The organism is Azospirillaceae bacterium, from assembly GCA_028283825.1.
Classification (GTDB): domain Bacteria; phylum Pseudomonadota; class Alphaproteobacteria; order Azospirillales; family Azospirillaceae; genus Nitrospirillum.
This window is the reverse complement of sequence record JAPWJW010000002.1, coordinates 584064-608526: the sequence shown is the minus strand read 5'-3', so window position 1 is coordinate 608526 and position 24463 is coordinate 584064. Positions and strand designations below refer to the sequence as shown.

Sequence of the window (24463 nt, the reverse complement as noted above, 5' to 3'; positions counted from 1 at the left end):
TTAAAGCGCTGGATTGTTAGGGTTTCCGAATTATGCTGTCTCCTACGCCCTCCCACCATCCGGGACTTCCCACGCGCTATGCGGACTTCACGTCCATCGCCGACGCGCTGGACTATGCCGCCCAGGGCCCGACGGGCTTTAATTTTTATTCCGGGAAGGGCGTCCTTACCGAGGCGCTTTCCTATCACGATCTGCGGGACCAGGCGATCGACCTCGCCCGCCGTCTGCTGGCCTCCGGACTGGAACCGGGTGAGCGCGTCGGCCTGATCGCCGAAAGCGACGGCGACTTCGTCCGCGCCTTTTTCGCCTGCCAGTATGCCGGGCTGGTGCCGGCCCCCTTGCCCCTGCCCGCCGCTTTCGGCGGCAAGGACGCCTACATCGCCCACATCCGCCGCATGCTGCAAAGCTGCGGCGCCACGGCCGCCTTCGGGCCGGCCATGCTGGAGGATTGGCTGTCGCAGGCGGTGCAGGGCCTGGACCTGAAGATGTCGGGCACCCTGGACTTTCTGGCGACGGTGGCGCCCATCACCGGCGACCTGCCGCAGCAGTCGCTGGACGGCACCAGCTATCTGCAATTCTCGTCCGGCAGCACACGCTTCCCCATGGGCATCGCGGTCACGCACCGCGCCTTCCTCAGCAACGCCGCCCATGTCGGACGCAGCGGCCTGGTGATCACCGACGGCGACCGTTGTGTGTCCTGGCTGCCGTTCTACCATGACATGGGGCTGGTGGGTTTCCTGCTGATCCCCCTGGCCTGCCAGATGTCGGTGGACACCCTGCCCACCCGGGATTTCGCCCGTAGGCCCCTGATCTGGCTGGATCTCATCAGCCGCAACAAGGGCACCATCTCCTACAGCCCGTCCTTCGGGTATGAGTTGTGCGCCCGCCGCGCGGAGACGTTGTCGACCACCGGCATCGACCTGTCGACCTGGCGCAGCGCCGGCATCGGCGGCGACATGATCCGCCCCAACGTCCTGGCCAATTTCACCAAGCGCTTCGCCGCCAACGGCTTCAGCGGCAACGCCTTCGTCCCCAGCTACGGCATGGCGGAGGCGACCCTGGCCCTGAACTTCACGTCCAAGGGCCATGGCGTGCGGCTGGACGTGGTCGACAGCGTCATCCTGGAAAACGAGCACCGCGCCGTGCCGCCGCAGCGGGAGGGCGACCGCGCCCGCGCCTTCGTCCTGTGCGGACACATCCTGCCGGAACATGAGCTTGAGGTGCGCAACGCCGCCGGCAAGCCCCAGCCGCCGCGCAGCATCGGCCGCATCTTCGTGCGCGGCCCCAGCCTGATGACCGGCTATTACGGCGCGCCGGAGGAAACCGCCCGCGTCATGGACTCGGCGGGCTGGCTGGATACCGGCGACCTGGGATACCTGCTGGACGACCAGATCGTCATCACCGGCCGGGCCAAGGACCTGATCATCGTCAATGGCCGCAACCTGTGGCCCCAGGACCTGGAATGGACGGCGGAGAATGAGATCGCGGCACTGCGCAGCGGCGACGTCGCGGTCTTCTCGGTCGACAGCGGTGTGGAGGAAGAGGTGGTGACGCTGGTGCAGTGCCGCAGCCCCGACCCGAGCGCCCGCGGCGCGCTGGCCGATGAAATCGCCCAGGTCTTCCGCAGCCGGCACGGCATCCTGTCCCGCATCGTGCTGGTGCCGCCGCACAGCCTGCCCCAGACCACCTCGGGCAAGCTCAGCCGCAGCCGCGCGCGGGCGATGTATCTCGACGGCTTCTTCGAGCCTGTGAGCACGCCGCTGGCCCAAGCCGCGACGGCGTGACCCCCGAGTCCCGGCCCCATGCCCCGTAACTGCCCATGACAGCCGCGCCGATCGTCGCGATCACGGGGGCGACGGGGTTCCTGGGGGGGCATCTGGTCCAGATTTTGGCCGACTCGGGTGTACAGTTACGCGTCCTGGCGCGTCGTCCGCCCGATCCGGCCACTTGGGCCGGCCTGCCCGTCGATGTCGTCCAGGGCGGGTTGGAGGACGCGGGCGCGCTGGCCCGGCTGACGGACGGCGTCGACGCCCTGGTCCATGCCGCCGGCCTGATCAAGGCGCGTGACCGGGCCGCCTTCCTGCGGACCAACCGGGACGGCGCCGGGGCGGTGGCCACGTGCCTGCGCCGGCAGGCACCGGCGGCGCCCTTCATCCTCGTCTCCTCCCTCGCCGCCCGCGAACCGCAATTGTCGGATTATGCCGCCAGCAAGCGCGCCGGCGAGGAGGAGGTGCGGCGCGTCTACGCCGATGCGCCCGAACAGTTGACCATCGTGCGGCCGCCCATGATCTACGGCCCCGGCGACCGCGAGACCCTGGCCATCTTCCAGGCAGCCGGACGTCCGCTGGCACCGCTGGTCGGCACCGGGCGCCTGGCCGCAATCCACGTCACCGATGCGGCCGCCGCCCTGGTCGCCGTCACTGGTGCGGGCCTACGTGGCCCCACCGGCGGCACCTATGCCCTGGCCGACACCAACCCCGCCGGCTACGCCATGGCCGACATGATGCGGGAGGCGGCGCGCGCCATGGGCCACACCGCCCCACCCCGCCTATGGGCTATTCCCGGACCGTTGCTGCTGGCGGCCGGCACGCTGTCCGCCCGCTGGGGCGCCCTGCGCGGCACCGCCCCCATCTTCACCGACGGCAAGGCGCGGGAAATCCTGCACCCCGACTGGACGGTGGCGCCGGGCGAACTGCTGCCCGCCCGCATCCACGCGTCCCGCATCGGCCTGGCGGAAGGCTTCCGCGAGACCGTGGCCTGGTACCGCGCCGCCGGCTGGCTGACGTAAGTTAGATTGGCGGCCTGAGACAGTGTCTCAGGCCGCTAGGACGCGACCGCATCCGCCGGAAGTTCCCGGGGAGTGTCCCGGACCGGGAACTGAGGAAGCCCAAGGCCACGGATGTGGCCGCCCGGCGCCTGAGGGGACGTATCAAAGCGCCTTGTCGTACAAGCGGTAGGTCTTGTAGGCGACGCCGCCCAGGCTTTCGTTGATGCGGCGCATGGGCAGGTTGTCCTCCAGGATCCAGGACAGCTCGATCTGCTGGAACCCCTTCTCCGCCGCCGACTTGCGCACCGCGTCGATCAGCAGGAAGGGCAGCAGGCTGCCGATCACCCCTTGCGAGGCCGACTTGCGGACGCCCATCAGCGGCACGCGTGCGGTCTTGAGCCCTGATACCTTCATGCGCCACAGCAGCTTGGCCCAGCCGAAGGGCAGCAGCTTGCCGTCCAGGCCACGGATGGCCTCGTTCAGGTTGGGCAGGCAGACGATAAAACCGACGGGCTCGCCGTTCAATTCGACAAAGCGCACCAGGTCGGCATGCAGCAGGGGCTTCAGCGACTTGGCCAAATGGTCTGTCTCGATCTCCGTCAGGGGAACGAAACCCCAATTGTCCTGCCAGGCATCGTTGAAGATGGAGGTGACGGCCCGGATCTCGTCGTCATAGCGCTTGAAGTCCAGGGACCGCACGATCAGGCCCTTGGGCAGGGGCCGGTCGATCAGGCGCCGCGCGCCGGCGGGCAATTCCTGGGTGATGTCGTAGAGGTAGGCCAGGACGTCCTTTTCCCGGGCGAAGCCCTGTTCCTCCAGCCGCGGGCCCAGATAGGCTTTGTCGTGGCCCATCAGCAGCATGGGCGGCGTATCGAAGCCATCGACCAGCAGCCCGATCTCCTCATTGATGTTGAGGTTGAACGGGCCCTGCATGCGCTTCATGCCACGCGCGCGCAGCCAGTCGGCGGCGGTATCCACCAGCGCCTTGATGATCTGGGGATCGTCCTCGGCCGCGATCATGCCGAACTGGCCGGGGGCGTCGGGGTTGCGCTCCAGCGCGTGGCGGTCGACCTGGGCGCTGATGCGCCCCACGTCCCGGCCGTCCTTGCGCGCCAGCCAGAACTGGACATCGGCGAAACCGAAGAAGGGGTTCTTGGGCGTCAGCGCGTCCTTCCGCTCCATATGCAGCGGCGCGATGTAGTGGGGATCGTCCTTATGCAGCCGTTCCGGCAGCCGGATGAAGCGGTCCAGCAGGGCGCTGCCCGCGACCGGAATGATCTCGACCGAACTCACGAAGCGGTACCCCTGGTCTCGGACGTGGCGAAGGCGGATGGCGGGCGGTCGCGCGGTGGCGCGCCCGTCGCCTCCATCACCCAGGGATAGCGGCGCGCCTCTTCCACATCATAGCCCAGGTTGAAGACGGTGGCGCTTTTCGGACAGTCCCGTGCCGAGGCGAAATAGGTGCCGAAAATCCGGTCCGGGGTGAAGCTGACGATACCCAGGTTGGTATCCTCATTATGAAAATGGTGGATCAGGTGATCGCGCTTCAGCTTCTGGATGAACTGGTTCCTGGGCTTGTAGTTCAGGTGCTGGATGCAGTGGATGAATTCATAGGTGCAGGTCAGGAACAGCCCCATGGACAAGGCCGCCGCCGCCGCAGGCCAGCCGCCGATGGCGTAGCCGATGGGCATGGTCACGCCGGCGATGGTCGGCAGGGTGTTCACCGGCGACCCGAACAGCACCTCCAGCAGATGGGGATCCTGGTGGTGGTCGAAATGGATGCGTTTCCACAGGGTGGCCGTCCACTTGATCCGGTACAGCCAGCGGCCGTGCAGGATGTAGCGGTGGATGAAGAACCAGGCCATGGGATAGACGAAGAAGACCGCCACCACGGCGACCAGCGGCGCCAGCCAATGCCCGGCGGCGATGCCCTCCGGCGCCACGACGGCGTAGACCGCGGCGGCCACGGCCAACGCGGCGTACAGCTGGATCGCCGGATAGGTCAGGTACGCGCGCCAAAGATCCGCCAGGGTCATGCGGCCGAGGTCGTAACTGCGCCCATGCCAACTGCGGCCCCAGGCGAGTTTCTGTGCCATTTTCCTATCCTTCGGAATCCAGAAAAGCATTCCTGCACATGATGCGGGCCCGTTCTAGCCCGAAAGGCACGGAAGGGTAAAGATCTGCTTCCCCCGCCCCTGCCCCCACCCGGGGCCGGGCCGACAGCCCCCGAATAGCCCGTGTTATGTCATGGACGCTGGGCGCGGGCTGTGATCGGGACTCCATCGCCGACATCTTCCTGTGGCATAAGGGGGCCAATCCCGCCCTTGGAACTCAGCAGCCCATGATCCGCCTCGAAAACATCAGCAAGCACAACGGCCACCGCATCCTGTTCATGGAAACGTCGGCGGCGTTGAACCGGGGCGAGAAGGTCGGCCTGGTCGGTCCCAACGGTGCGGGCAAGACCACCCTGTTCCGCATGATCACGGGCGAGGAATTGCCGGACACCGGCCAGGTGTCGGTCGAGAAGCTGGTCACCATCGGCTATTTCAACCAGGATGTCGGTGAAATGTCCGGCCGTAGCGCCGTGGCGGAGGTGATGGACGGCGCCGGCCCGATCAGCGACGTGGCGCGGGAACTGGCCAACCTGGAGGCGGCTATGGCCGACCCCGAGCAGGCCGACCAGATGGACACCATCATCGAACGCTATGGCGAGGTGCAGGCGCGCTTCGACGAACTGGGCGGCTATGAGCTGGAGGGCAAGGCGCGCGAAGTGCTGGCCGGCCTCAGCTTCAGCCAGGAGATGATGGACAAGGACGTCGGCATGCTGTCCGGCGGCTGGAAGATGCGCGTGGCGCTGGCCCGCATCCTGCTGATGAAACCCGACGCCATGCTACTGGACGAACCCAGCAACCATCTGGACCTCGAAAGCCTGATCTGGCTGGAGGGCTTCCTGAAGGGGTATGAGGGTGCCCTGCTGATGACCTCGCACGACCGGGAATTCATGAACCGGATCGTCAACAAGATCATCGAGATCGATGGCGGGGCGCTGACCAGCTATTCCGGCGACTATGTCTTTTACGAACAGCAGCGGGCGCTGAACGAAAAGCAGCAGCAGGCGCAGTTCGAACGGCAGCAGGCCATGCTGGCCAAGGAACTGAAGTTCATCGAGCGCTTCAAGGCCCGCGCCTCGCACGCCAGCCAGGTGCAGAGCCGGGTGAAGAAGCTGGACAAGATCGAGCGGGTGGAACCGCCCAAGCGCCGCCAGACCGTGACCTTCGACTTCCCGCCCGCGCCACGCTCCGGCGACGACGTCGCGGTCCTGAAGAACGTGCACAAGGGGTACGGCAGCCGCACCATCTATCAGGGCTTCGACCTCACCATCCGCCGCAAGGAACGCTGGTGCGTCATGGGCGTCAACGGCGCCGGCAAGTCGACGCTGCTGAAACTGGTGGCGGGGGCGGACCAGCCGGACACCGGCACCGTCCAGGTCGGCGGCAGCGTCAAGATGGGCTATTTCTCCCAGCACGCCATGGAACTGCTGGATGGCGAGCGCACGGTGTTCGAGGCGCTGGAGGGCAACTTCCCGCAGGCCAACCAGGGATCGTTGCGCACCCTGGCCGGGTGTTTCGGCTTCTCCGGCGACGATGTGGAAAAGAAGTGCCGCGTCCTGTCGGGTGGCGAGAAGGCGCGGCTGGTCATGGCCATCATGCTGTACAACCCGCCCAACTTCCTGGTGCTGGACGAGCCGACCAACCATCTGGACCTGGACACCAAGCAGATGCTGATCACGGCGCTGGCGGCCTACGAGGGCACCATGCTGTTCGTGTCCCACGACCGGCATTTCCTGGCGACGCTGTCCAACCGGGTGCTGGAACTGACGCCGGAGGGCATCCACCAGTACGGCGGCGGCTACACCGAATATGTGGCGCGCACCGGACAGGAAGCGCCGGGTCTGCACTGAGAGGGGCGGGCCACGCAAAGCATGGGGGCTGGATCCAGCCCCCACTCGGCCGGCTATTGTTTATTCGCCGAAGAAAATGAGCAGAAAAGCCAACAATAATAGCATCAGAATAGAATGCCCATCGGCCACTCAATTTCCTTGCCCCCCAGCACACCACACTCCATATAAATACGCGGAAAATGCGATTGTTTGGCGTCGAGGCCACCAAGGTCCCTCATGCATGACATAACAACAAACGTCACCCTGTATGACGAAGCGTTTTATGCCAGCCAGGCCCCCGGAAGCGCCCGATCGGCCGCAATCATTCTTGGGCATCTTTTCCAGTGGCTCCAGCCCAGGCGGGTGGCTGATGTCGGTTGCGGAGTCGCCACTTGGCTTCGGATCGCGCAGGCCCTTGGCGCATCGGAGGTCGCGGGCTTCGACGGTGATTACGTTGACCGGGCGACGCTGCAAATCGCGCCGGACGCCTTTTACCCGACGGCCCTGGACCGGGAATTGCCCAGGGACAAGCTACCGCCCGGCAGCGCCCCTTTCGACCTGGTCATCTCAATGGAGGTCGTGGAGCATCTGCCCCATGACCGCGGGGAAGCGTTCATCACCGGACTGACCCAGTTGGGCGACACCATTCTGTTCGGCGCGGCCATCCCCTTCCAGGGGGGGACGGGGCACATCAACGAACTATGGGCCGAATATTGGGCCGTTCATTTTCGGGCGAAAGGCTATCTTTGCTTCGATGCCCTGCGCCCGCTGATCTGGCAGCAGGAAGGGGTCGACTGGTGGTATGCCCAGAACTCATTGATCTTCGCCCGTCCCGACTCCGTTGCAGCGCGGGTCCTGCCTCGCGAAAGTTTGCGGGAAAACGGGCCGTTGAGTTTCGTGCACCCCAAAAGCTTCCTGACGCAGGTTCTCTATAATTTTCGCACCCATCGCGCCGCCGCGCGCGGCGTGGAGGAGCGGGACTACGATGCCGGCGTCCAGGCATGGCGGTCGGGCGCCTCACGGCCACCGCAATTGACTGCCCCGATGATGGCCGAGGAGGCGCCGCACGGCTCCATCGCGGTCTTTCCAGCAACCCGCATGGAACAGCATGAACCGGAGGCCCTGGCCGCCACCAAGGAAGCGGCGTTGCAGGCGGCGCTTGCCGAAACGCGGGCTTTGGCACACGAACTGGCGGCGATGCGGCACCGGGCATTGATAGCCGAGGCCAAGGTCGCCGCACTGGAATCCTCGTCTTCTTGGCGGATCACCGCCCCGATCCGCAAGATCGCATCAGTTCTGAAAAATCGATCCCACTGATTATCAGGACACGGGGGCGACCTAACGGGTTGCGGCGCCGCTGGAGCGGTAACGGTCAACAAGAATACTGAAGACCATCATCCCCATGGATTGAAGTCGATATGCTTAACAGATTTCCGTCTTCTTTTGACTTTAACAGCGCAGATGCTGAAACGACGGAAGACCGCCCCGTAAAGAATGGCATCAGGACGCTGTCCGACTGGTCCCTGGACGAGCCGTTCATTAACGAAATCCGATCACTCAGCGCACGTTGCGACATCGTCTCCCTGGACATTTTCGATACCGCCCTGACCCGCCTGGTGGATAGCCCCGCCGACACCTTTGCCGAGATGGAAAGGCGCCTCATCCTGCAATTCGGCCCCATGGCCAAGGGTTTCGCGACCGAACGCGAAGAGGCGGAGCGCGACGCGCGCAAGCGGCAGCAGCGGCTGAAGGGCGCGGAAGAGGTTACCTTCCAGCAGATCTACACCGAGATCGGGCAGCGCATGCCGGCCCTGGCACCCCATCTCGAGATCGCCCGACAAGTCGAGCTTGAGGTGGAACGGGACATATTGGTGGCGGTTCCGGACATCCTGGAACTGACGCGGCGACTTGCCGTGATCGGCAAGCCGTACATCTTTGTTTCCGACATGTACTTGCCGGCTGATTTCCTGGCGGACGTTCTGGCCGGCTGCGGGTACACGGGATGGCAGGCGCTGCATGTTTCCTGTGAGACGATGGCCACGAAGTCGGGTGGCCGCCAATGGGACGTCGTCAAGACGCGGCACCCGCAGGCATCCCGCTTCCTTCATATCGGCGACGACGATTGGTCCGATGGCCGTACCGCCCGGGAGCATGGGATTGAAGCGCGCATCTATCTGCGCGCCCGGTCAGAGCGGCGCCTCGCCGGCCCCCTTACCCCCGCCTGCCTTCCCTTTTCACGGTTCCGACGCGCCACAGTCCTGAACGCGCGCGCTGATTTCCAGGCGCCCGAGACATCCGCCGACTATTGGCGTGGGGTGGGCCGGACCCTGGGCGGCATCGTGGTCGGCGGCTACATCCGCTGGCTGGCCCAGAGGGTAAAGCTTCACGGCATCAGGCGGTTGTACTTTTGCGCCCGGGACGGCTGGCTTATGCACCAGGCTTGGCAAGCCGCGAACCTGGCCCGGGAAACGGGGGTCGAGGATCAGTATTTCCATACGTCCCGGCGGCCGCTGAACCTGGCGCAGGGTTACATGGAAAGCACCCCGCACCGCCTGAGCCCGGGCTTGCTTGAATTCCTCCATAACAATGTCGATGACCGGGTCACCGTCCGGCTGGCCCTGGCGCGGGCCGACCTGCTGGGCGAGGCCGCCTTGGTGGAGGATTGCGCCACCCGGTTCGGATCGCTGGACGTCCCCCTGGACGCCCCGGAATTCGATGCCCTCCTGCAGCGCCATTCCGCCGCCGTCCACGCGCGGATGGCGCCGGCATATGAGGGCCTTAGGGGATACCTGGAGCAGGAAAGGCTGGACTGCGACGGCCGGTCGGCGATTGTCGACATGGGATGGAACGCCACCATGCAGCGGTGCTTGCGCCTGATCCTGGAACGCATGCACGGCAAGGCGCGGCTGAGCGGCTTCTATTACGGCCTCTGGTCCAATGCCTTGAGCAACCGTTACGGCGCGGGGTTGATGGAGGCGGCGTTCGGCAACGAATTCAGGCCGACGGGGCAGCAGTTCCAATTGCACAGCGCCGTCGACATCCTGGAAGAACTGCACGCGGCACCGCACGGCACCGTCCATTCCTATGCCTGGAAAGCGGGCCGATGGCATCCGGTACTGGCGGAGAACCCGGTGGAGAAGGCGCAATACGAGGCAATCACCCGTCACTTCCAGGATGGGGCGCTGGAGACGGTCACGGAACTGTTCGCCACCGGCGCCTGCGGGCCGCTAACCTTGGACGACCTGACGCCGGCCGCCGCCAGGGCCGCCATGGCGGCCTTCAGCGTGGCGCCATCCAAGCACGACCTCATGATGTTCGGCCGGATCGGCCATTGCGCAACCTTCGATCATGCGCATCTGGACGGCATCATCGCCACCACCCTTCCCACTGGCGAAGAGGCGATGCGCAAGGCGCTTACCGGCGGCTGGTCGATGGGAACATTGAAGTACTGGTCCGCCAACGGTTCCGCCGACCAGCGCGAACTGGTGCGCACGCTGGCCAGGGAAAATTTCAGCCATTACGGCGCACGGGCGCTGCGGCAGTTCGATTGAACGCCGCGAAAAAACAGCGAGAATTGATGACGACCACTCTCTTCCCGACCAGCATGGCCACGGTGGAGCAACCACGGCCCCTCGGCGACCGCGTCGCCATTCTCACCAGGACCAAGAACCGCCCGATCCTGCTGGCACGCGCCCTGGCCAGCATCCTGAGCCAGACGCACCAGAACTGGCATCTGTATCTGGTGAACGACGGCGGTGAAACGGACGCCGTCAATGAATTGGTCGACACGTACCGGACATCATTCGCCGGCCGCCTGACCCTTATCCACCATGACCGAAGCCTTGGCATGGAGGCCGCGTCGAATGCCGGCCTGGGCGTGGCGGAAGGGGACTTCATCGTCGTGCATGACGATGACGACTCCTGGCACCCGGATTTCCTGGAGACCACGACCACCTTCCTCAACGCCCCGGCGAACACCCGTTACGCCGCCGTCCTGACGAACTGCGAAGTCATCGTCGAACGCATTGAGGACGATCGCGTCCTGGAGGAAGAACGCCGTCCCTGGGGCCACTGGCAGCCCCATGTCGACCTCACCTATCTGCTGACCAGGAACTCCTCCCCCCCCATCTGCCTGCTGATCCGAAAGTCCGTCGCCGACCTCATCGGCCCCTACAACGCGGCACTGCCGGTGCTGGGCGATTGGGATTACACCCTGCGCATCCTGATGGTTGGCGATATCGCCACCATCAATGAACCCCTTGCCTACTATCATCACCGCTTCAAGACGGACGCCGATTTCTACGGCAATTCCGTGCATGCCGGGTTGGACCAGCATCAGCTTTACGACGTGCTGTATCGCAACAGCCTGGTGCGGCCGCTGCTGCAAAAGGAACCGGGCCATATCGGCCTGCTGCACGTCCTGCTGCGGCAAGCGGATGACCGGCAGGCCCAGCTTTCCCAGCTGTTCAACCGGAACGCGGACTGGAGCCATAACCGGCACGTCGACCTGCAGCAGATGCTCAACCGGAACGCCGAGTGGAGCCACAACCGGTACGCCGACCTGCGGCAGGTACTCGACCGGAATGCCGACTGGAGCCACAACCGGCACATCGATCTGCAGAACCGGATCGTCCAGTTGGAAAGCCAGGCGGAGGAACTGCGGCAAATATCCCTGGAAAGCCGCCGGCTTGCGGCTGGCAACCATCAGCTGATCCAACAGCTGGTCGCGGGAAATCACCAGCTGGCCGCGGAAAACCGCCACCTGATCCTGGAAAGTACCCAGCTGGCCGCGGAAACGCGCCAGTTGGTCCTGGAGATCCACCACAGGATCAATCAATTGATCCGCCCCCTTCGCGGAATTTGGCGACGCATCACGCCGTTGCGACGCCTGGTCGCGAAACTGAGGGGCCGCATCTAGGCCATCGACCGTCGTCCCATTCGCTGATGCCCCTATCCAGCCCGAGAGGCACCCCATTGCCCGCCCCCAGCCCCAAGACACTTCGCGGCTATTTGCACAGGCTATTCGGCAGCACCGCACCCAAGGACGGCGAGGCCGCGGTTCCCGGGCCCGACTGGCACCCCCATTTCGGACGAATCGCCGGGGTGTCCCTCGATTCCTGGCTGTCGGGCTTCCCCGCGGATGTCCAGCCCCGGCATTCCCTGGTCCTGGCAACCGATGAGCGGACGGGCAGCGAACTGCTATGCCAGTTGCTGGGGGCCACCGGCCGGCTGGGACGACCGTCGGAATACCTGAACACCAGCTGGATGCAGCGGTTCATCCCCGACTATCCGGCGGACGTCGCATCACAGGTCGCCATCGCCCACCGCGCCGGGACGACGCCCAACGGCTGTTTCTCCATGAAGGTACACCCCTGGCACATCGACCGGCTGCTGTCGGAAGGCACCATCTCCCACACCTTCCCCACCCCGACCTTCGTGCGACTGATGCGGCGGGACCTGCTGGGCCAGGCGATTTCGCTGCATCGCGCGCGGCAGACGGGCCGCTACCATTCCCATATCCAGGAAGAACGTCCCGCCGGGTTCGATGCCGAGGCCATCGGAACGACGATGCGGGACCTGGCGGCCAACCGGGCGCGATGGGACCTGTATTTCGCCCGCATCGGCACATCGCCCCTGACCGTCACCTATGAGGAATTGTGCGCGGATTCGTTCCAGGTGGTGCATCGTGTCGCCGCCGCCATGGGGGAGACGGTGGACCGGACGATGGTGACCAGCTTCACGCCGATCCGCAGACAGGCCGATGAATTGTCCGTGGAATGGCGCGCCCGCTATATCCATGAATGCGGCAGCGTTGATCGTTTCGACCGGCTGTAACCCCAAGGGCCGCGCCATTTCGGCGTTGAAGGCAGCACGAGGCCTGGACCATGATCACGCCGAGGCTGAACAAGGGCATGGACCCCGTGCTGGAAAACAGGAGCGACACTTCCCTTGCCGCACCACGGGCAAGGCGGCGCGTTTGCGTGATCGGCAACAGCTACACGGGGGCCGTGAAGCGGGCCTATCAATTGGGCCTTGTGGACACGCGCGGCCATACGCTGAACTTCTTCGCCAATCCGGGACCGAATTTCATCAACCTCAGGCTGGACGGAAAACGCATCGTCGACGCCCCCTTTTCCGACGGGGGCAGCGATGACGTCGATGACTATGATGCCTTCGTCGTCTATGGCGACACGCCGACGCCGGTGGAAATCAGGACCTTCATGGATGGTCTTTCAACCGAATCCTACTCCCGGCAAGTGCGGGCGGCGGCACTTCGGGAACGGCTTCTCCAGTCCCACGCCTATCGTATCTGCGGGCAATTGCTGACGGCCCAGGACCGGCCCGTCTTCCTGCTTTCCCGGAACTACAGCGTCGAGGAATGCCGCGGGAATGGGGATGTGGCGGAACGGACGGATGCCCTTTTCGCCGAGGCGATCCGCCCGGCTTGCCACATCCCGTTTCCGGTCCCCCTGTTCGGGGGTGACGGCCACCCCCTGCCTGATCTTTATTCCGGATCGCTGAACGTCGACGGCGTCGAACCGGACCGGATCGAACAGCCCCATCACCATTTGGTTCACCTCAACCAGACGGGTGGAGCGCTGGTCCTGGCGGCGGTCCTGGAAGGGGTGGAAGCGGCCTTCCCGCCACCGCCGTTCACGGCCGCGGCAGAAAAGCCTCAAGCAGCTCTTCTTCACAGGCTACGTCGCTGGGTGTCGGCGTAAGGTCGGCCGCCGCCGCCGGTTCCACCCTTGCGTCAGCCGACGGTCCGGACGCCGCCGGATCGCGGAAGAAATGCCCCATGACGCAATCAACGCCCATGGCGGACACGGAACGCAAATTCGGCTCGAAAAAGGCGCCACGCGCCGCGGGGCTGTTGATGATCTCGTACGAGGGGAAATAATCGACATCGGGGTGCTGGCGCGCCATTTCCCCCGCGACCGCGCGCAGGATGGATTTCGACTCCATGGTCGCGACCAGGACGTGACTGCCGGAATTGGTCGCCACCAGAGGCACTGGCGACACGGTGAGGATGAAACGGATGTTGGGGTTGGCCGCCCGCATCAGGTCGAAGGCGCCGGTCAGCGCATCCCTGATTTCGTTGAAAGACAGGTTGCGAAACGCGTGCGCGGCGGCGTCGAAATCGCCGGCGATGGTGCCTGGGCAGGCCGGGTACTCATAACCGCCATCGGCGTTCCACCAGCTTTCCGTCAGCCCGAGGGTGAACACGAAACAATCGGCGGACCGGATCGCTTCGCCGAACGCGCGGATGGTAAGGCCGCGCAGGCGCATCATCTCTTCAGCGGTGTCGAACCCGCCCGGTTCCACCGCGGGACGGAACGGGTCGTGGACCCGACCACCCCGTTCCCAGACCTCCGCCGGCACCCGTTCGTCCCGCAGGGCCCAGCGCGTCCATTGCAGCAGCAGGGACGGCGTATAGATGTTCCCCGTGCGGCAGGTGAAGACGTCATAATTGTATTTCTTGCGGGATTCGGCCGACAGCGTCACCGGCGCGGGTTCGGTATTGAGCCATTGGAAGCCGCGCTTCCTCAAAGCCCGCCCGATGTGCTGGGCGAAACAGGAACCGAAGGTCGCCACCCTTTGGTCCGCCGTGAGGAGGGTCTTGGGACGCCACAACGGGCCGACGTCGGCGAAATGCGCTTGCGCCACGGCCGGCCGCCAGAAAGCGGTGACGGGCAAACGGTCATAGGGGTTGGTCCCACCGCGTTCCACTGCCGTGCCGTCCATGGTGTGCTCCAAACGCCCCGCCCCGGTTTGCATCCCGGGCAGAGCTTATTACACCCAGCCCCGTTCCTGTCCTTTTTCCTGAAATGAGCGGCGGCGGCCAACCTTGAGGTGCATCAAGGCCGCCGCCGTATCGCCTGTCATGATGCCGTGTCCCGCCCCGCCTGGTTCCGTGAGGGAACGCGCATCATGCCTTTGCTCCGGCAAGAGCCGGCCGCCGCCGTCGCATCCATGGACGAATTGCTGACCATCGCCCTGATGCTGGAGGAGGAAGCCGCCCGGCGCTATCTGGCGCTGGCGGACCACCACAGCGGCACGCCGGAATTGGCGACCCTGTTCCAGACCCTGGCGGAAGAGGAAAAGCGGCACGCCGACGCCCTGGCCCAGGGTGCGCGGCACCTGTCGCGGCACCAACCGCAGGCGGCCGACATCCTGTGGCGCCTGCCGCCGGAGATCGCCGCGTCGTGGGACGCGGTCAAGGACAGCGCCCTGCTCAGCCCCTACACCGCCCTGTCCATCGCCGTGCGCAATGAAGAGCGGACCTTCGCCTTCTACAGCTATATCGCCGCCCACGCCGCGACGCCCGAGATCGCACGACAGGCGGAGGCGCTGGCGCAGGAGGAACTGAACCACGCCGCCCGCCTGCGACAGGTCCGCCGGCTGGCCTTCCATCGGGAACGCGGCACGCGCCCGCCCCTGCCCACGGCCGCCGACGCCCAAGCCTTGCGCGCCCTGGCCGAGACGATTGAGGCCGAAATCGCCGTGGCACTGACCCAGGCGCCGCAGGCCGCACGGCAGGCGGCGGAGCGTGCCGTCGATATCTATGCCCATGCCCTGGGCCAGATGGCGGACGAGGGTGGCATCGACCTGGCGCGCGACCTGCTGAAGGCGGCCGTCATCCGCCTGGGGTCGCTGAACGATGCGGCCCCTTAATATACATCTGGTTTACCTCTTATTGATGCAGCGCAAGGCCGACCGTCAGCCCCCACGGTAAAACGTGTCCTGTGCCTGGAGCCGCTCGCGGCCCAACGCCTCGCCTGAGAGCCTACCGTTCAATGCGCCCGCCTTCCCTGCCCAATCGGCCCCGGCCGATAACGCCCCCGCTTGCCCGCGTGGTGCCGCCAATCCCTGGTCATAACCGCAAGGATGCTCCGCACCGGGTGCTGATCGCGATATTGGCACTCTTGCTAGCGTTCTGGGGATTGCCGGGCGGCCCCGCACGGGCGGCGGAAAGTCACCTTGCCACCTACCTGCCCTTGGCGACACCAGCCGAACTGGTGCCGGGTTCCGACCATTTCGGGGCGCCGCAAGGCCCCCTGCCGGTGGTGCCGGCGCTGGCCGGCGACAAGGTGGTGGGCTACGTCTACCTCAACAGCGACGTGGTCAACGCCACCGGCTATTCCGGCCGCCCCATCTCCATCCTGGTGGGCATCGGGCCCGACGCCCGCATCACCGGCGCCAAGCTGGTGGACCATCATGAACCCATCGTGCTGGTGGGCATACCGGTCGCCAAGATCGAGCATTTCATCAACGGTTATGTCGGCCGCAGTGCCGCGGACATGATGGCCGACACGGGCGGAAAACCGCCGGTGGACATCGTCAGCGGCGCCACCGTGACCGTCATGGTCATCGGCGACACCATCACGCGGTCCGCCATCAAGGTGGCGCACACCCTGGGCCTGGGCGGGCTGACGGCCGGCACGGATGATGGCGCCGCCAAGGCGGCGGCGCGGCCGACCGTGAACCGCGACCTGGCGGGCGAGGCCGACTGGACCACCCTGACGGGCGACGGGTCGGTGCGCCGCCTGCTGCTGCCCGTGGCCCAGGTGAACCAGGCCTTCATCGAGGCCGGCGGCCCCGGTGCCGCGGCACGGCCGGAACCGGGGCCCGACGACGACACCTTCATCGACCTGTACGCCACCGTCGCCACCCTGCCGGTGGTGGGGCGCAGCCTGCTGGGCCAGGACGGCTATGACCGGCTGGGCCAGCGGCTGAAGCCGGGGCAGCAGGCCGTCATCATCGCCGGCACCGGCCGCTATTCCTTCAAGGGGTCGGGTTATGTGCGCGGCGGCATCTTCGACCGCATCGAACTGATCCAGGGTGAGAACACCATCCGCTTCCGCGACAGCAACCACACCCGGCTGGGGTCGCTGGCGGGCGGGGCGCCGGACTTCCCCGACATCGGCCTGTTCACCATCCCCGACGGCAGCACGTTCGATGCCGCCCAGCCCTGGCGCCTGCGCCTGCTGATCCAGCGGCAGGTGGGCAGCCTGGACAAGGCGTTCATCACCGTCGACCTGGATTACACCCCGCCGCAGAAATACCTGACCCTGCCGCCGGCGCCCGCCCCTGCGGCGGCGCCCACGGCGGCCCCCTCCGCCGCCGGCGCCAAGCTTTGGCAGCGCATGTGGGACGGCGACCGGCTGGACCTGGCGCTGCTGGCCCTGCTGCTGGCCGCCGTCACCGCAATCTTCTTCTTCCAGCACGAACTGGTGCGCCGGCCGGCGCTGTACGACAGGGTGCGGCTGGCGATCCTGGTCGCTTCCCTGTTCTGGCTGGGGTGGTGGAAGCACGCGCAGCTGTCGGTCGTGAACGTCCTGACCTTCGTGAACGCGCTGCGCACCGACTTCAGCTGGGACTATTTCCTGATGGAGCCGCTGCTGTTCGTGCTGTGGTTCGCCGTGGCCGCCGCCCTGCTGTTCTGGGGCCGGGGGGCGTTCTGCGGCTGGCTGTGCCCCTTCGGCGCGCTGCAGGAACTGACCAACCGCGTGGCCCGGCGCCTCAAGGTCAAACAGGTCAAGGTGCCGTTCAGCGTGCACCAGCGCCTGTGGCCCCTGAAATACATCCTCTTCCTGATCCTGTTCGGCCTGTCTTTAAGCGAACTGTCCATGGCCGAGCGCCTGGCGGAGGTGGAGCCGTTCAAGACCGCCATCGTCCTGGTGTTCTGGCGGTCCTGGCCCTTCGTCCTGTTCGCCGTGGCCCTGCTGGCCGCCAACCTGTTCATCGAACGCTTCTTCTGCCGCTATCTCTGCCCGCTGGGGGCGGCGTTGGCCATCCCGGCGCGCCTGCGCATGTTCGACTGGCTGCGGCGCTACCGCGAATGCGGCAACCCCTGCCAGCGCTGCGGCAACGAATGCCCGGTCCAGGCCATCCATCCGGAGGGGGACATCAACCCCAACGAATGCATCCAGTGCCTGCACTGCCAGCTGCTCTACCACCACGACCAGATGTGCCCGGTCATGATCCAGCGCCGCCTGAAGCGCGACCGGCAGAACGGCCTGGCACCCCCCACCACGCTTCCCCCCCGCCCCGAGGCCACGCCCCGGGCCTGAGGCCCTTGCCACCATCATTCCCAAGAAGAGAGAAGGCCCAAAATGTCCAACCCGAAACTGCCCACCCCCGAAACCCCCCATGACGGCACCAGCGAAATCCTGGGGCCCGTCAGCCGCCGCGGCCTGATCGGCGGGTCGGCCAAGGCCGCCCTGGCGGCGGCGGCCGTGGGTGCCGTCGGCACCGGCGGCGCCCTGGTCATGCCCTCGGTCGGCGGGGCCGCCCCAGCGGCCGCACCCCAGAACAAGGGCGAGGTGAAGCCCGGCGACCTGGACGAATACTACGTCTTCTCCTCCAGCGGGCAGACGGGCGAGGTCCGGATCGTGGGCATGCCGTCGATGCGTGAACTGATGCGCATCCCCGTCTTCAACCGCTGTTCCGCCACCGGCTGGGGCCTGACCAACGAATCCAAGAAGATCCTGACGGAAGGCCTGACGCCGGAAACCAAGAAGTTCCTGGCCAACCGGGGCGGCGTCTACCACAACGGCGACACCCACCACCCGCACATGTCGTTCACCAACGGCACCTATGACGGCCGCTACGTCTTCATCAACGACAAGGCCAACACCCGCGTCGCCCGCATCCGCTGCGACATCATGAAGTGCGACAAGATCATCGAGATCCCGAACGCGCACGACATCCACGGGCTGCGCCCGCAGAAATATCCCCGCACCGGCTACATCTTCGCCAACAGCGAACACCGCGCCCCGCTGGTGAACGACGGCACCATCCTGGATGAGCCGAAGAAATACGGCTGCGTCTTCACCGCCATCGACGGCGACGCCATGAAGGTGTCCTGGCAGGTGCTGGTGGACGGCAACCTCGACAATTGCGACGCCGACTACCAGGGCAAGTACGCCTTCGCCACCTGCTACAACTCCGAAGAGGGCGTGACCCTGGCGGAGATGACCGCCAGCACCGAGGACTGGGCCGTCGTCTTCGACATCAAGCGCATCGAGGAAGCGGTCAAGAAGGGCGATTGCAAGATCATCAACGGCGTGCCCGTCGTCGATGGCCGCCATGGCTCGCGTTTCACCCGCTACATCCCCGTGCCCAACAACCCGCACGGCTGCAACGTGGCGCCGGACGGCATCCACGTGATGTTCGCCGGCAAGCTGTCGCCCACCGTCACCGTCATCGACGTGCGCAAGCTGGATGACCTGTTCGCCGACAAGATCAAGCCGCGCGACGCGGTGGTGGCGGAACCGCAGATCGGCCTGGGCCCCCTGCACACCGCCTTCGACGGCCGGGGCAACGCCTACACCACCGTGTTCCTGGACAGCCAGGTGGTGAAGTGGGACATCGAAAAGGCCAAGCGCGCCTTCAAGGGTGAGAAGGTGGACCCCATCCTGCAGAAGCTGGATGTGCAGTACCAGCCGGGCCACAACCATTCCTCCATGGGCGAAACCAAGGAGGCGGATGGCAAGTGGCTGATCTCCCTCAACAAATTCTCCAAGGACCGCTTCCTGAACGTCGGCCCGCTGAAGCCGGAGAACGACCAGCTGATCGACATCTCCGGCGACCGGATGGTGGTGGTGCACGACGGCCCCAGCTTCGCCGAGCCGCACGACGCCATGATCGTCCACCGGTCCAAGATCAACCCGCTCAGCGTCTACAAGCGCGACGACCCGATGTGGGAGGAAGCGCGGCAGTGGGCCAAGAAGGACGGCGTGGAGCTGGAATCGGCCGCCAACGTCATCCGCGACGGCAAGAAGGTCCGCGTCTACATGTATTCGGTGGCGCCGGCCTACAGCCTGGAGAAGTTCGAGGTCAACCAGGGGGACGAGGTCACCATCTTCATCACCAACATGGATGATGTGGATGACCTGACCCACGGCTTCACCCTGTCGGGCCACGGCATCGCCATGGAGATCGGGCCGCAGGCCACCGCCTCGGTCACCTTCACCGCCGACCGGCCGGGCGTGCACTGGTATTATTGCCAGTGGTTCTGCCACGCCCTGCACATGGAAATGGTGGGCCGCATGCTGGTCCACCCGACGAAGGCCTAAGCCGATGCGCCGCACCGCCATCGCCGGGCTTTTGCTGCTGTCGTGTCCCGCCTGGGTCGCCCCCGGCCGCGCCGCGGTCCGGGACGTGTCTCCGGGCGGGGACGATCTGGCCCGCGCGGTGGCGGCCGCGGCACCGGGGGACGTCCTGCGCCTGGCGCCGGGCGTCTACCCCGGCGGCATCACCATCGACAAACCCCTGACCCTGGAGGGCGCCGGGCCGGATGCGGCCGTCCTGGACGCGCGGGGCCAGGGGCGGGTGGTCACGGTCACGGGGCCCGACGTGACCGTGCGCCACCTGACCCTGACCGGTTCCGGCACCGACCAGCGCGGGATGGACGCCGGCGTGCTGCTGCAACCCACGGCCGCCCGCGCCCGCATCGTGGGCAACCGTCTCACCGGCAACCTCTACGGCGTCTACGTCCAGGGCCCGCAGGACGCGGTGGTGGCGGACAACGACATCGCCGGGCGCACCGACCTGCCCATAAGCCAGCGGGGCAATGGCGTGACCGTGTGGAACGCCCCCGGCGCCCGCATCGTCGCCAACCGCATCACCGGCGGCCGCGACGGCATCTTCGCCAACGCCAGCCGCCAGGACCTGTTCCAGGGCAACCACATGGAAGGCGTGCGGTTCGCCATCCACTACATGTACACCAACGACAGCCGCATCCTGGACAACGTGTCGCTCGACAACGACATCGGCTTCGCGCTCATGTTCTCCAGCCAGCTGGAAATCCGGGGCAACCAGTCGGTGCGCGACCGCGACTATGGCCTGCTGCTGAACTACGCCAACGGCTCCGTCATCACCGGCAACCGGGTGCTGGGCCGTTTTTCAAAGCCCATGGTGACCGCCGCCACGGTCAACGCCGCCGGCGACGGCGACGCGGCGATGACGCCCGGCCGCGCGGCGGGCCCGACCTTGCGCATCGGCACCGCCAAGTGCGTCTTCGTCTACAACGCCAACAAGAACCGCCTGGCCGACAACCGGTTCGAGGGGTGCGAGATCGGCATCCACTTCACCGCCGGGGCCGAACGCAACGTGATGACCGGCAACGCCTTCATCGCCAACCGCACCCAGGTCATGTATGTGGGCACCCGCTCGTTGGACTGGTCCGACCACGGCCGCGGCAATTACTGGAGCGACAATCCCGCCTTCGACCTGAACGGCGACGGCATCGCGGATGAGGCACTACCGCCCCAACGACCTGGTGGACCGCGTCGTCTGGCGCCTGCCGGCGGCCAAGCTGCTGCTGAACAGCCCGGCCGTCCAGGTCATCCGCTGGGCCCAGGCGCAGTTCCCCGCCCTGCATCCCGGCGGGGTGGTGGACAGCGCCCCCCTGATGAAGCCGCCACCCTTGGACGCAGCCCCTTCCCCCGATACCGCGAGCGCCCTGCCATGACCGCCACCGTCACCATCGACCAGGTCAGTAAAATCTACGGCGGCCGCGCCGCGCTGAACCAGGTGAGCCTGGATTTGGAACCGGGCCAGTGCGTGGCCCTGGTGGGCCACAACGGCGCCGGCAAAAGCACCCTGATCAAGCTGATGCTGGGCCTGATCCACCCCAGCCGGGGTCAGGTGCGCCTGCTGGGCGAGGATCCGGCCGGCGCCCATGCCGCCCACCTGCGCCGCGCCGTGGGATATTTGCCGGAGAACCTGGCCTTCCACCCCTCGCTCACCGGGCGGGAGACGCTGGACTTCTACGCCCGGCTGAAGGGCCTGCCACGCCGGGGCAACGCCGACCTGCTGGCCCATGTGGGGCTGGAAGCGGAAGCGGCCGGCCGCCGCGTCGGCACCTATTCCAAGGGTATGCGCCAGCGCCTGGGCCTGGCCCAGGCCCTGCTGGGCCAACCCCGGGTGCTGTTCCTTGACGAACCCACCACCGGCCTGGACCCCGCCTTGCGCCAGGTGTTCTATGAGATCGTACAGACCCTGCGCACCGCCGGCGTCACCGTGCTGCTGTCGTCCCACGCCCTGACGGAGCTGGAGGGGCAGACCGACCGCATCATCGTCATGAACCGGGGCCTGAAAATCGCGGACGGCACCTTGGCCAGCCTGCGCCACCTGGCCGACCTGCCGGTGCGCGTCCGGACTATGGGTGCGGACGCGGAGGGCGTGGCAAACGCCCTGGGCCCCTTCGGCCGCGTCCAAGCGCATGGCGAGGCGGTGGAATGCCTGTGCAACGGCGACGACAAGGTCGCCGTGCTGCGCCGCCTGTCCGCCCTGCCGCTGACCGACATCGCCGTCATCGAGCCGACGCTGGATGAGCTGTACGCCCATTTCCTGCGACAGGAGCAGGCCGCATGACCATCCCCCTCATCCTGGCCGGCAAGGAAATCCGCGACGGCCTGCGCAACCGCTGGGTCACGGCGGCCACCCTGCTGATGGCCACGCTGTCCTTGAGCCTGTCCTTCCTGGGCAGCGTGCCCACCGGCACCGTGGGCGTGGACGCGCTGCAGGTGGTGGTGGTCAGCCTGTCCAGCCTGACCATCTTCCTGGTGCCGCTGATCGCCCTGCTGCTGTCCTTCGACGCCATCGTGGGGGAGGTCGATCGCGGCACCATGAGCCTGCTGCTCTCATACCCCGTGTCGCGGGGGCAGGTGGTGGTGGGCAAGTTCCTGGGCCACCTGGCCCTGTTGGCCTTCGCCACCCTGGTGGGCTACGGCGCCGCCGGGGCCGCGCTGGCGCTGACCGGCGTCGATGCCGGGCCCGAAGGCTGGGCCGCCTTCGGCGCGCTGATCGGGTCCAGCATCCTGCTGGGTGCGGTGTTCATCGCACTCGGCTATCTGATCAGCGCCCTGGTGCGTGACCGGGCGGCGGCCGGCGGCATCGCCATCGGCCTGTGGCTGGTGTTCGTACTGGTGTTCGACATGGCTTTGCTGGGCGCGCTGGTGGCGGACCAGGGCCGCACCATCGGCGTCGGCCTGCTGAACTGGCTGATGCTGGCCAACCCGGCCGACGCCTTCCGCCTGTTCAACCTGACCGGTGCGGCCCAAGTCAGCCAGTTCGCCGGCATGGCCGGGGTGGCGGGGCAAATCCATCTGGGGCGCGGTCCCCTGTTGGCCGTGCTGCTGGGCTGGACCGCCGTGCCCCTGGCCCTGGCGGCCTGGCTGTTCTCGCGAAGGGAAATCTGATGCGCCAATCCTACATCCTGGCCGTCCTGGCCGTGCTGGCGCTGGCCGGCTGCAAGCCGAAACCTGAGGCGGCGGCCCCACCGGCACCGCACGCCCTGGCCGACGGCGACATCGCCCATTTCTGCAACATGGCGGTGACGGAGCATGCCGGACCCAAGGGCCAGATCCTGCTGAAGGGCGATCCCACGCCGGTCTGGTTCTCCTCCGTCCGCGATACCGTGGCCTACACCCTGCTGCCGGAGGAGCCCAAGGACATCGCCGCCATCTACGTGACGGACATGGACAAGCTGGCCGACCAATACCACCCGGCACTCACGGCCTGGATCGACGCCCGCAACGCCTTCTACGTGGTGGGCAGCGCCGAGGCGGGCGCCATGGGCGGGGCGGAGTTGTTCCCCTTCGGCACCGAGGACGGCGCCCGGCGCTTCGCCGCCCAGCACCAGGGTACCGTCGTGCCCTATGCCGCCATCCCCAGGCACGCGGTGTTCGAGGGCGAGGACAAGCCGGCGACCGGTGGCGCGTCATGAGCCCGAACCCCACCCGCCGCCGCGTCATCACCATCGTGGCCGCGGCCGCCGGCCTGCCGCTGCTGGCGCCCCGGGCCTGGGCCACGGCGGCGTCCGACATCCCCACCCTGCACGGCTGGTCCGGCGTGACGCTGGGTGCGGACGCCCGCCTGCTGATCAACCACCCCGATGCCGCCCAGGCCCAGGCGCTGATCCACGCCAGCCTGGAGGAGGCGGCACGGCTGGAGGGCATCTTCAGCCTGTACCGGCCGGACAGCACCCTGAACCGCCTGAATCGGCAGGGCGCGCTGACCGATCCGCCGTCGGACATGGTGGCCTTGCTGGGCCAGGCCCAGGCCGTCACCCGGCTGACCGGTGGTGCCTTCGACCCGACGGTGCAACCGCTGTGGACCCTGTACGCCGACCATTTCAGCCGGCCTGACGCCGATCCGGCGGGCCCGCCCCCGGCGGTCCTGGCGCGTGCCCTGGCCCATGTCGGCCACGACGCCCTGTCGGTGGAGGCGGACCGCATCACCCTGCGGCGGCCGGGCATGGCCCTGACCCTCAACGGCATCGCCCAGGGCTATGTCACCGACCGGGTGGTGGCCCTGATGCGCGCCCGGGGGGTGGAACGCGCGCTGGTCGACATGGGGGAAATCCGCGCCATGGGTCGGCACCCCAGCGGCCGCCCCTGGACCGCCGGCGTGAAGCGGCCGGGCGCGCAGGACGCGACGGTCCTGACCCTGGACCTGGTGGACCGCGCCCTGTCCACCTCCGGCGCCTACGGCACCCCGTTTGAGGCCACCGGCCGCTTCAACCATCTATTCGACCCCACCACCGGCCGTTGCAGCGACCCGTCATCCAGCCTGACGGTGGCGGCGCCCACCGCCGCCCTGGCCGATGGCCTGTCCACCGCCTTCAGCGTCATGCCCCCGGACGCCATCGCCCGCACCCTGGCGCAGGTGCCGGACTGCCAGGCCTGGCGGTCGCGCACGGATGGCACCGTCAGCCGGGTCTGACCACCCCACCCTTCCCTCAT

At 66.8% G+C, this 24463-nt stretch carries 18 protein-coding genes; 15 read left to right on the top strand and 3 right to left on the bottom strand.

All coding sequences use genetic code 11. The features are described 5' to 3' along the window. The first annotated feature begins 32 nt into the window (after window positions 1-32). Both PW843_11275 and PW843_11270 read left to right on the top strand, forming a co-directional pair. The gene (locus tag PW843_11275) at window positions 33-1784 is read left to right on the top strand and encodes a fatty acyl-AMP ligase (protein MDE1147186.1); all 1752 of its coding nucleotides are present in this window, start codon (window positions 33-35) and stop codon (window positions 1782-1784) included. 35 nt (window positions 1785-1819) lie between these two features. Continuing rightward, the gene (locus PW843_11270) at window positions 1820-2788 is read left to right on the top strand and encodes an NAD-dependent epimerase/dehydratase family protein (protein MDE1147185.1); all 969 of its coding nucleotides are present in this window, start codon (window positions 1820-1822) and stop codon (window positions 2786-2788) included. 141 nt (window positions 2789-2929) lie between these two features. On the opposite strand, the gene PW843_11265 is transcribed toward PW843_11270, so the two are convergent. Then, window positions 2930-4060 (bottom strand): dATP pyrophosphohydrolase, encoded by a 1131-nt coding sequence (locus PW843_11265; protein MDE1147184.1) that lies wholly within the window; start codon window positions 4058-4060, stop codon window positions 2930-2932. Further along, a complete protein-coding gene (locus tag PW843_11260; protein MDE1147183.1) occupies window positions 4057-4863 on the bottom strand; it encodes a sterol desaturase family protein in 807 nt (268 codons plus the stop codon). Before PW843_11260 ends, PW843_11265 begins: the two co-directional genes overlap by 4 nt. 245 nt (window positions 4864-5108) lie before the next feature. On the opposite strand from PW843_11260, the gene PW843_11255 reads away from it, so the two are divergent. The 6 genes from PW843_11255 (at window position 5109) to PW843_11230 (ending at window position 13429) form a co-directional block, all read left to right on the top strand. Further along, complete coding sequence (locus PW843_11255; GenBank protein MDE1147182.1) at window positions 5109-6728, top strand: ABC-F family ATP-binding cassette domain-containing protein; 1620 nt, start codon at window positions 5109-5111, stop codon at window positions 6726-6728. 216 nt (window positions 6729-6944) lie between these two features. Beyond that, complete coding sequence (locus tag PW843_11250; GenBank protein ID MDE1147181.1) at window positions 6945-8024, top strand: class I SAM-dependent methyltransferase; 1080 nt, start codon at window positions 6945-6947, stop codon at window positions 8022-8024. A gap of 101 nt (window positions 8025-8125) precedes the next feature. Then, window positions 8126-10258 carry a hypothetical protein gene (locus tag PW843_11245; protein ID MDE1147180.1) on the top strand — a complete coding sequence of 711 codons (2133 nt, stop codon included), beginning with the start codon at window positions 8126-8128 and terminating at the stop codon, window positions 10256-10258. Continuing rightward, window positions 10255-11625, top strand: a complete 1371-nt coding sequence (locus tag PW843_11240) for a glycosyltransferase (GenBank protein ID MDE1147179.1) — start codon at window positions 10255-10257, stop codon at window positions 11623-11625. Before PW843_11245 ends, PW843_11240 begins: the two co-directional genes overlap by 4 nt. Before the next feature lie 185 nt (window positions 11626-11810). Beyond that, window positions 11811-12542 (top strand): Stf0 family sulfotransferase, encoded by a 732-nt coding sequence (locus PW843_11235; protein ID MDE1147178.1) that lies wholly within the window; start codon window positions 11811-11813, stop codon window positions 12540-12542. Between the two features lie 50 nt (window positions 12543-12592). Beyond that, on the top strand, window positions 12593-13429 hold the full coding sequence (locus PW843_11230) for a hypothetical protein (protein MDE1147177.1): 837 nt from the start codon (window positions 12593-12595) through the stop codon (window positions 13427-13429). Here the strand turns inward: PW843_11230 and PW843_11225 are convergent. After that, the gene (locus PW843_11225) at window positions 13362-14453 is read right to left on the bottom strand and encodes a GSCFA domain-containing protein (protein MDE1147176.1); all 1092 of its coding nucleotides are present in this window, start codon (window positions 14451-14453) and stop codon (window positions 13362-13364) included. The two genes, PW843_11230 and PW843_11225, sit on opposite strands and share 68 nt — an antisense overlap. A gap of 186 nt (window positions 14454-14639) precedes the next feature. Here PW843_11225 and PW843_11220 point away from each other — a divergent pair, with 186 nt between their 5' ends. The 7 genes from PW843_11220 (at window position 14640) to PW843_11190 (ending at window position 24443) form a co-directional block, all read left to right on the top strand. Continuing rightward, window positions 14640-15383 carry a ferritin family protein gene (locus tag PW843_11220; GenBank protein MDE1147175.1) on the top strand — a complete coding sequence of 248 codons (744 nt, stop codon included), beginning with the start codon at window positions 14640-14642 and terminating at the stop codon, window positions 15381-15383. A 227-nt stretch (window positions 15384-15610) separates the two neighbouring features. Further along, entirely contained in the window at window positions 15611-17782 is a 2172-nt protein-coding gene (locus PW843_11215; GenBank protein MDE1147174.1) for a 4Fe-4S binding protein, read from the top strand. A gap of 42 nt (window positions 17783-17824) precedes the next feature. After that, entirely contained in the window at window positions 17825-19789 is a 1965-nt protein-coding gene (gene nosZ, locus PW843_11210) for a TAT-dependent nitrous-oxide reductase (GenBank protein MDE1147173.1), read from the top strand. A 4-nt stretch (window positions 19790-19793) separates the two neighbouring features. Continuing rightward, window positions 19794-22091, top strand: coding sequence for a nitrous oxide reductase family maturation protein NosD (nosD, locus tag PW843_11205; GenBank protein ID MDE1147172.1), 2298 nt, complete (start codon window positions 19794-19796; stop codon window positions 22089-22091). Beyond that, window positions 22088-22918 (top strand): ABC transporter permease, encoded by an 831-nt coding sequence (locus tag PW843_11200; protein MDE1147171.1) that lies wholly within the window; start codon window positions 22088-22090, stop codon window positions 22916-22918. Before nosD ends, PW843_11200 begins: the two co-directional genes overlap by 4 nt. Next, the gene (locus PW843_11195) at window positions 22918-23445 is read left to right on the top strand and encodes a nitrous oxide reductase accessory protein NosL (GenBank protein ID MDE1147170.1); all 528 of its coding nucleotides are present in this window, start codon (window positions 22918-22920) and stop codon (window positions 23443-23445) included. The genes PW843_11200 and PW843_11195 overlap by 1 nt, the downstream gene beginning before the upstream one ends. After that, on the top strand, window positions 23442-24443 hold the full coding sequence (locus PW843_11190) for an FAD:protein FMN transferase (GenBank protein ID MDE1147169.1): 1002 nt from the start codon (window positions 23442-23444) through the stop codon (window positions 24441-24443). The genes PW843_11195 and PW843_11190 overlap by 4 nt, the downstream gene beginning before the upstream one ends. Window positions 24444-24463: the final 20 nt, after the last annotated feature.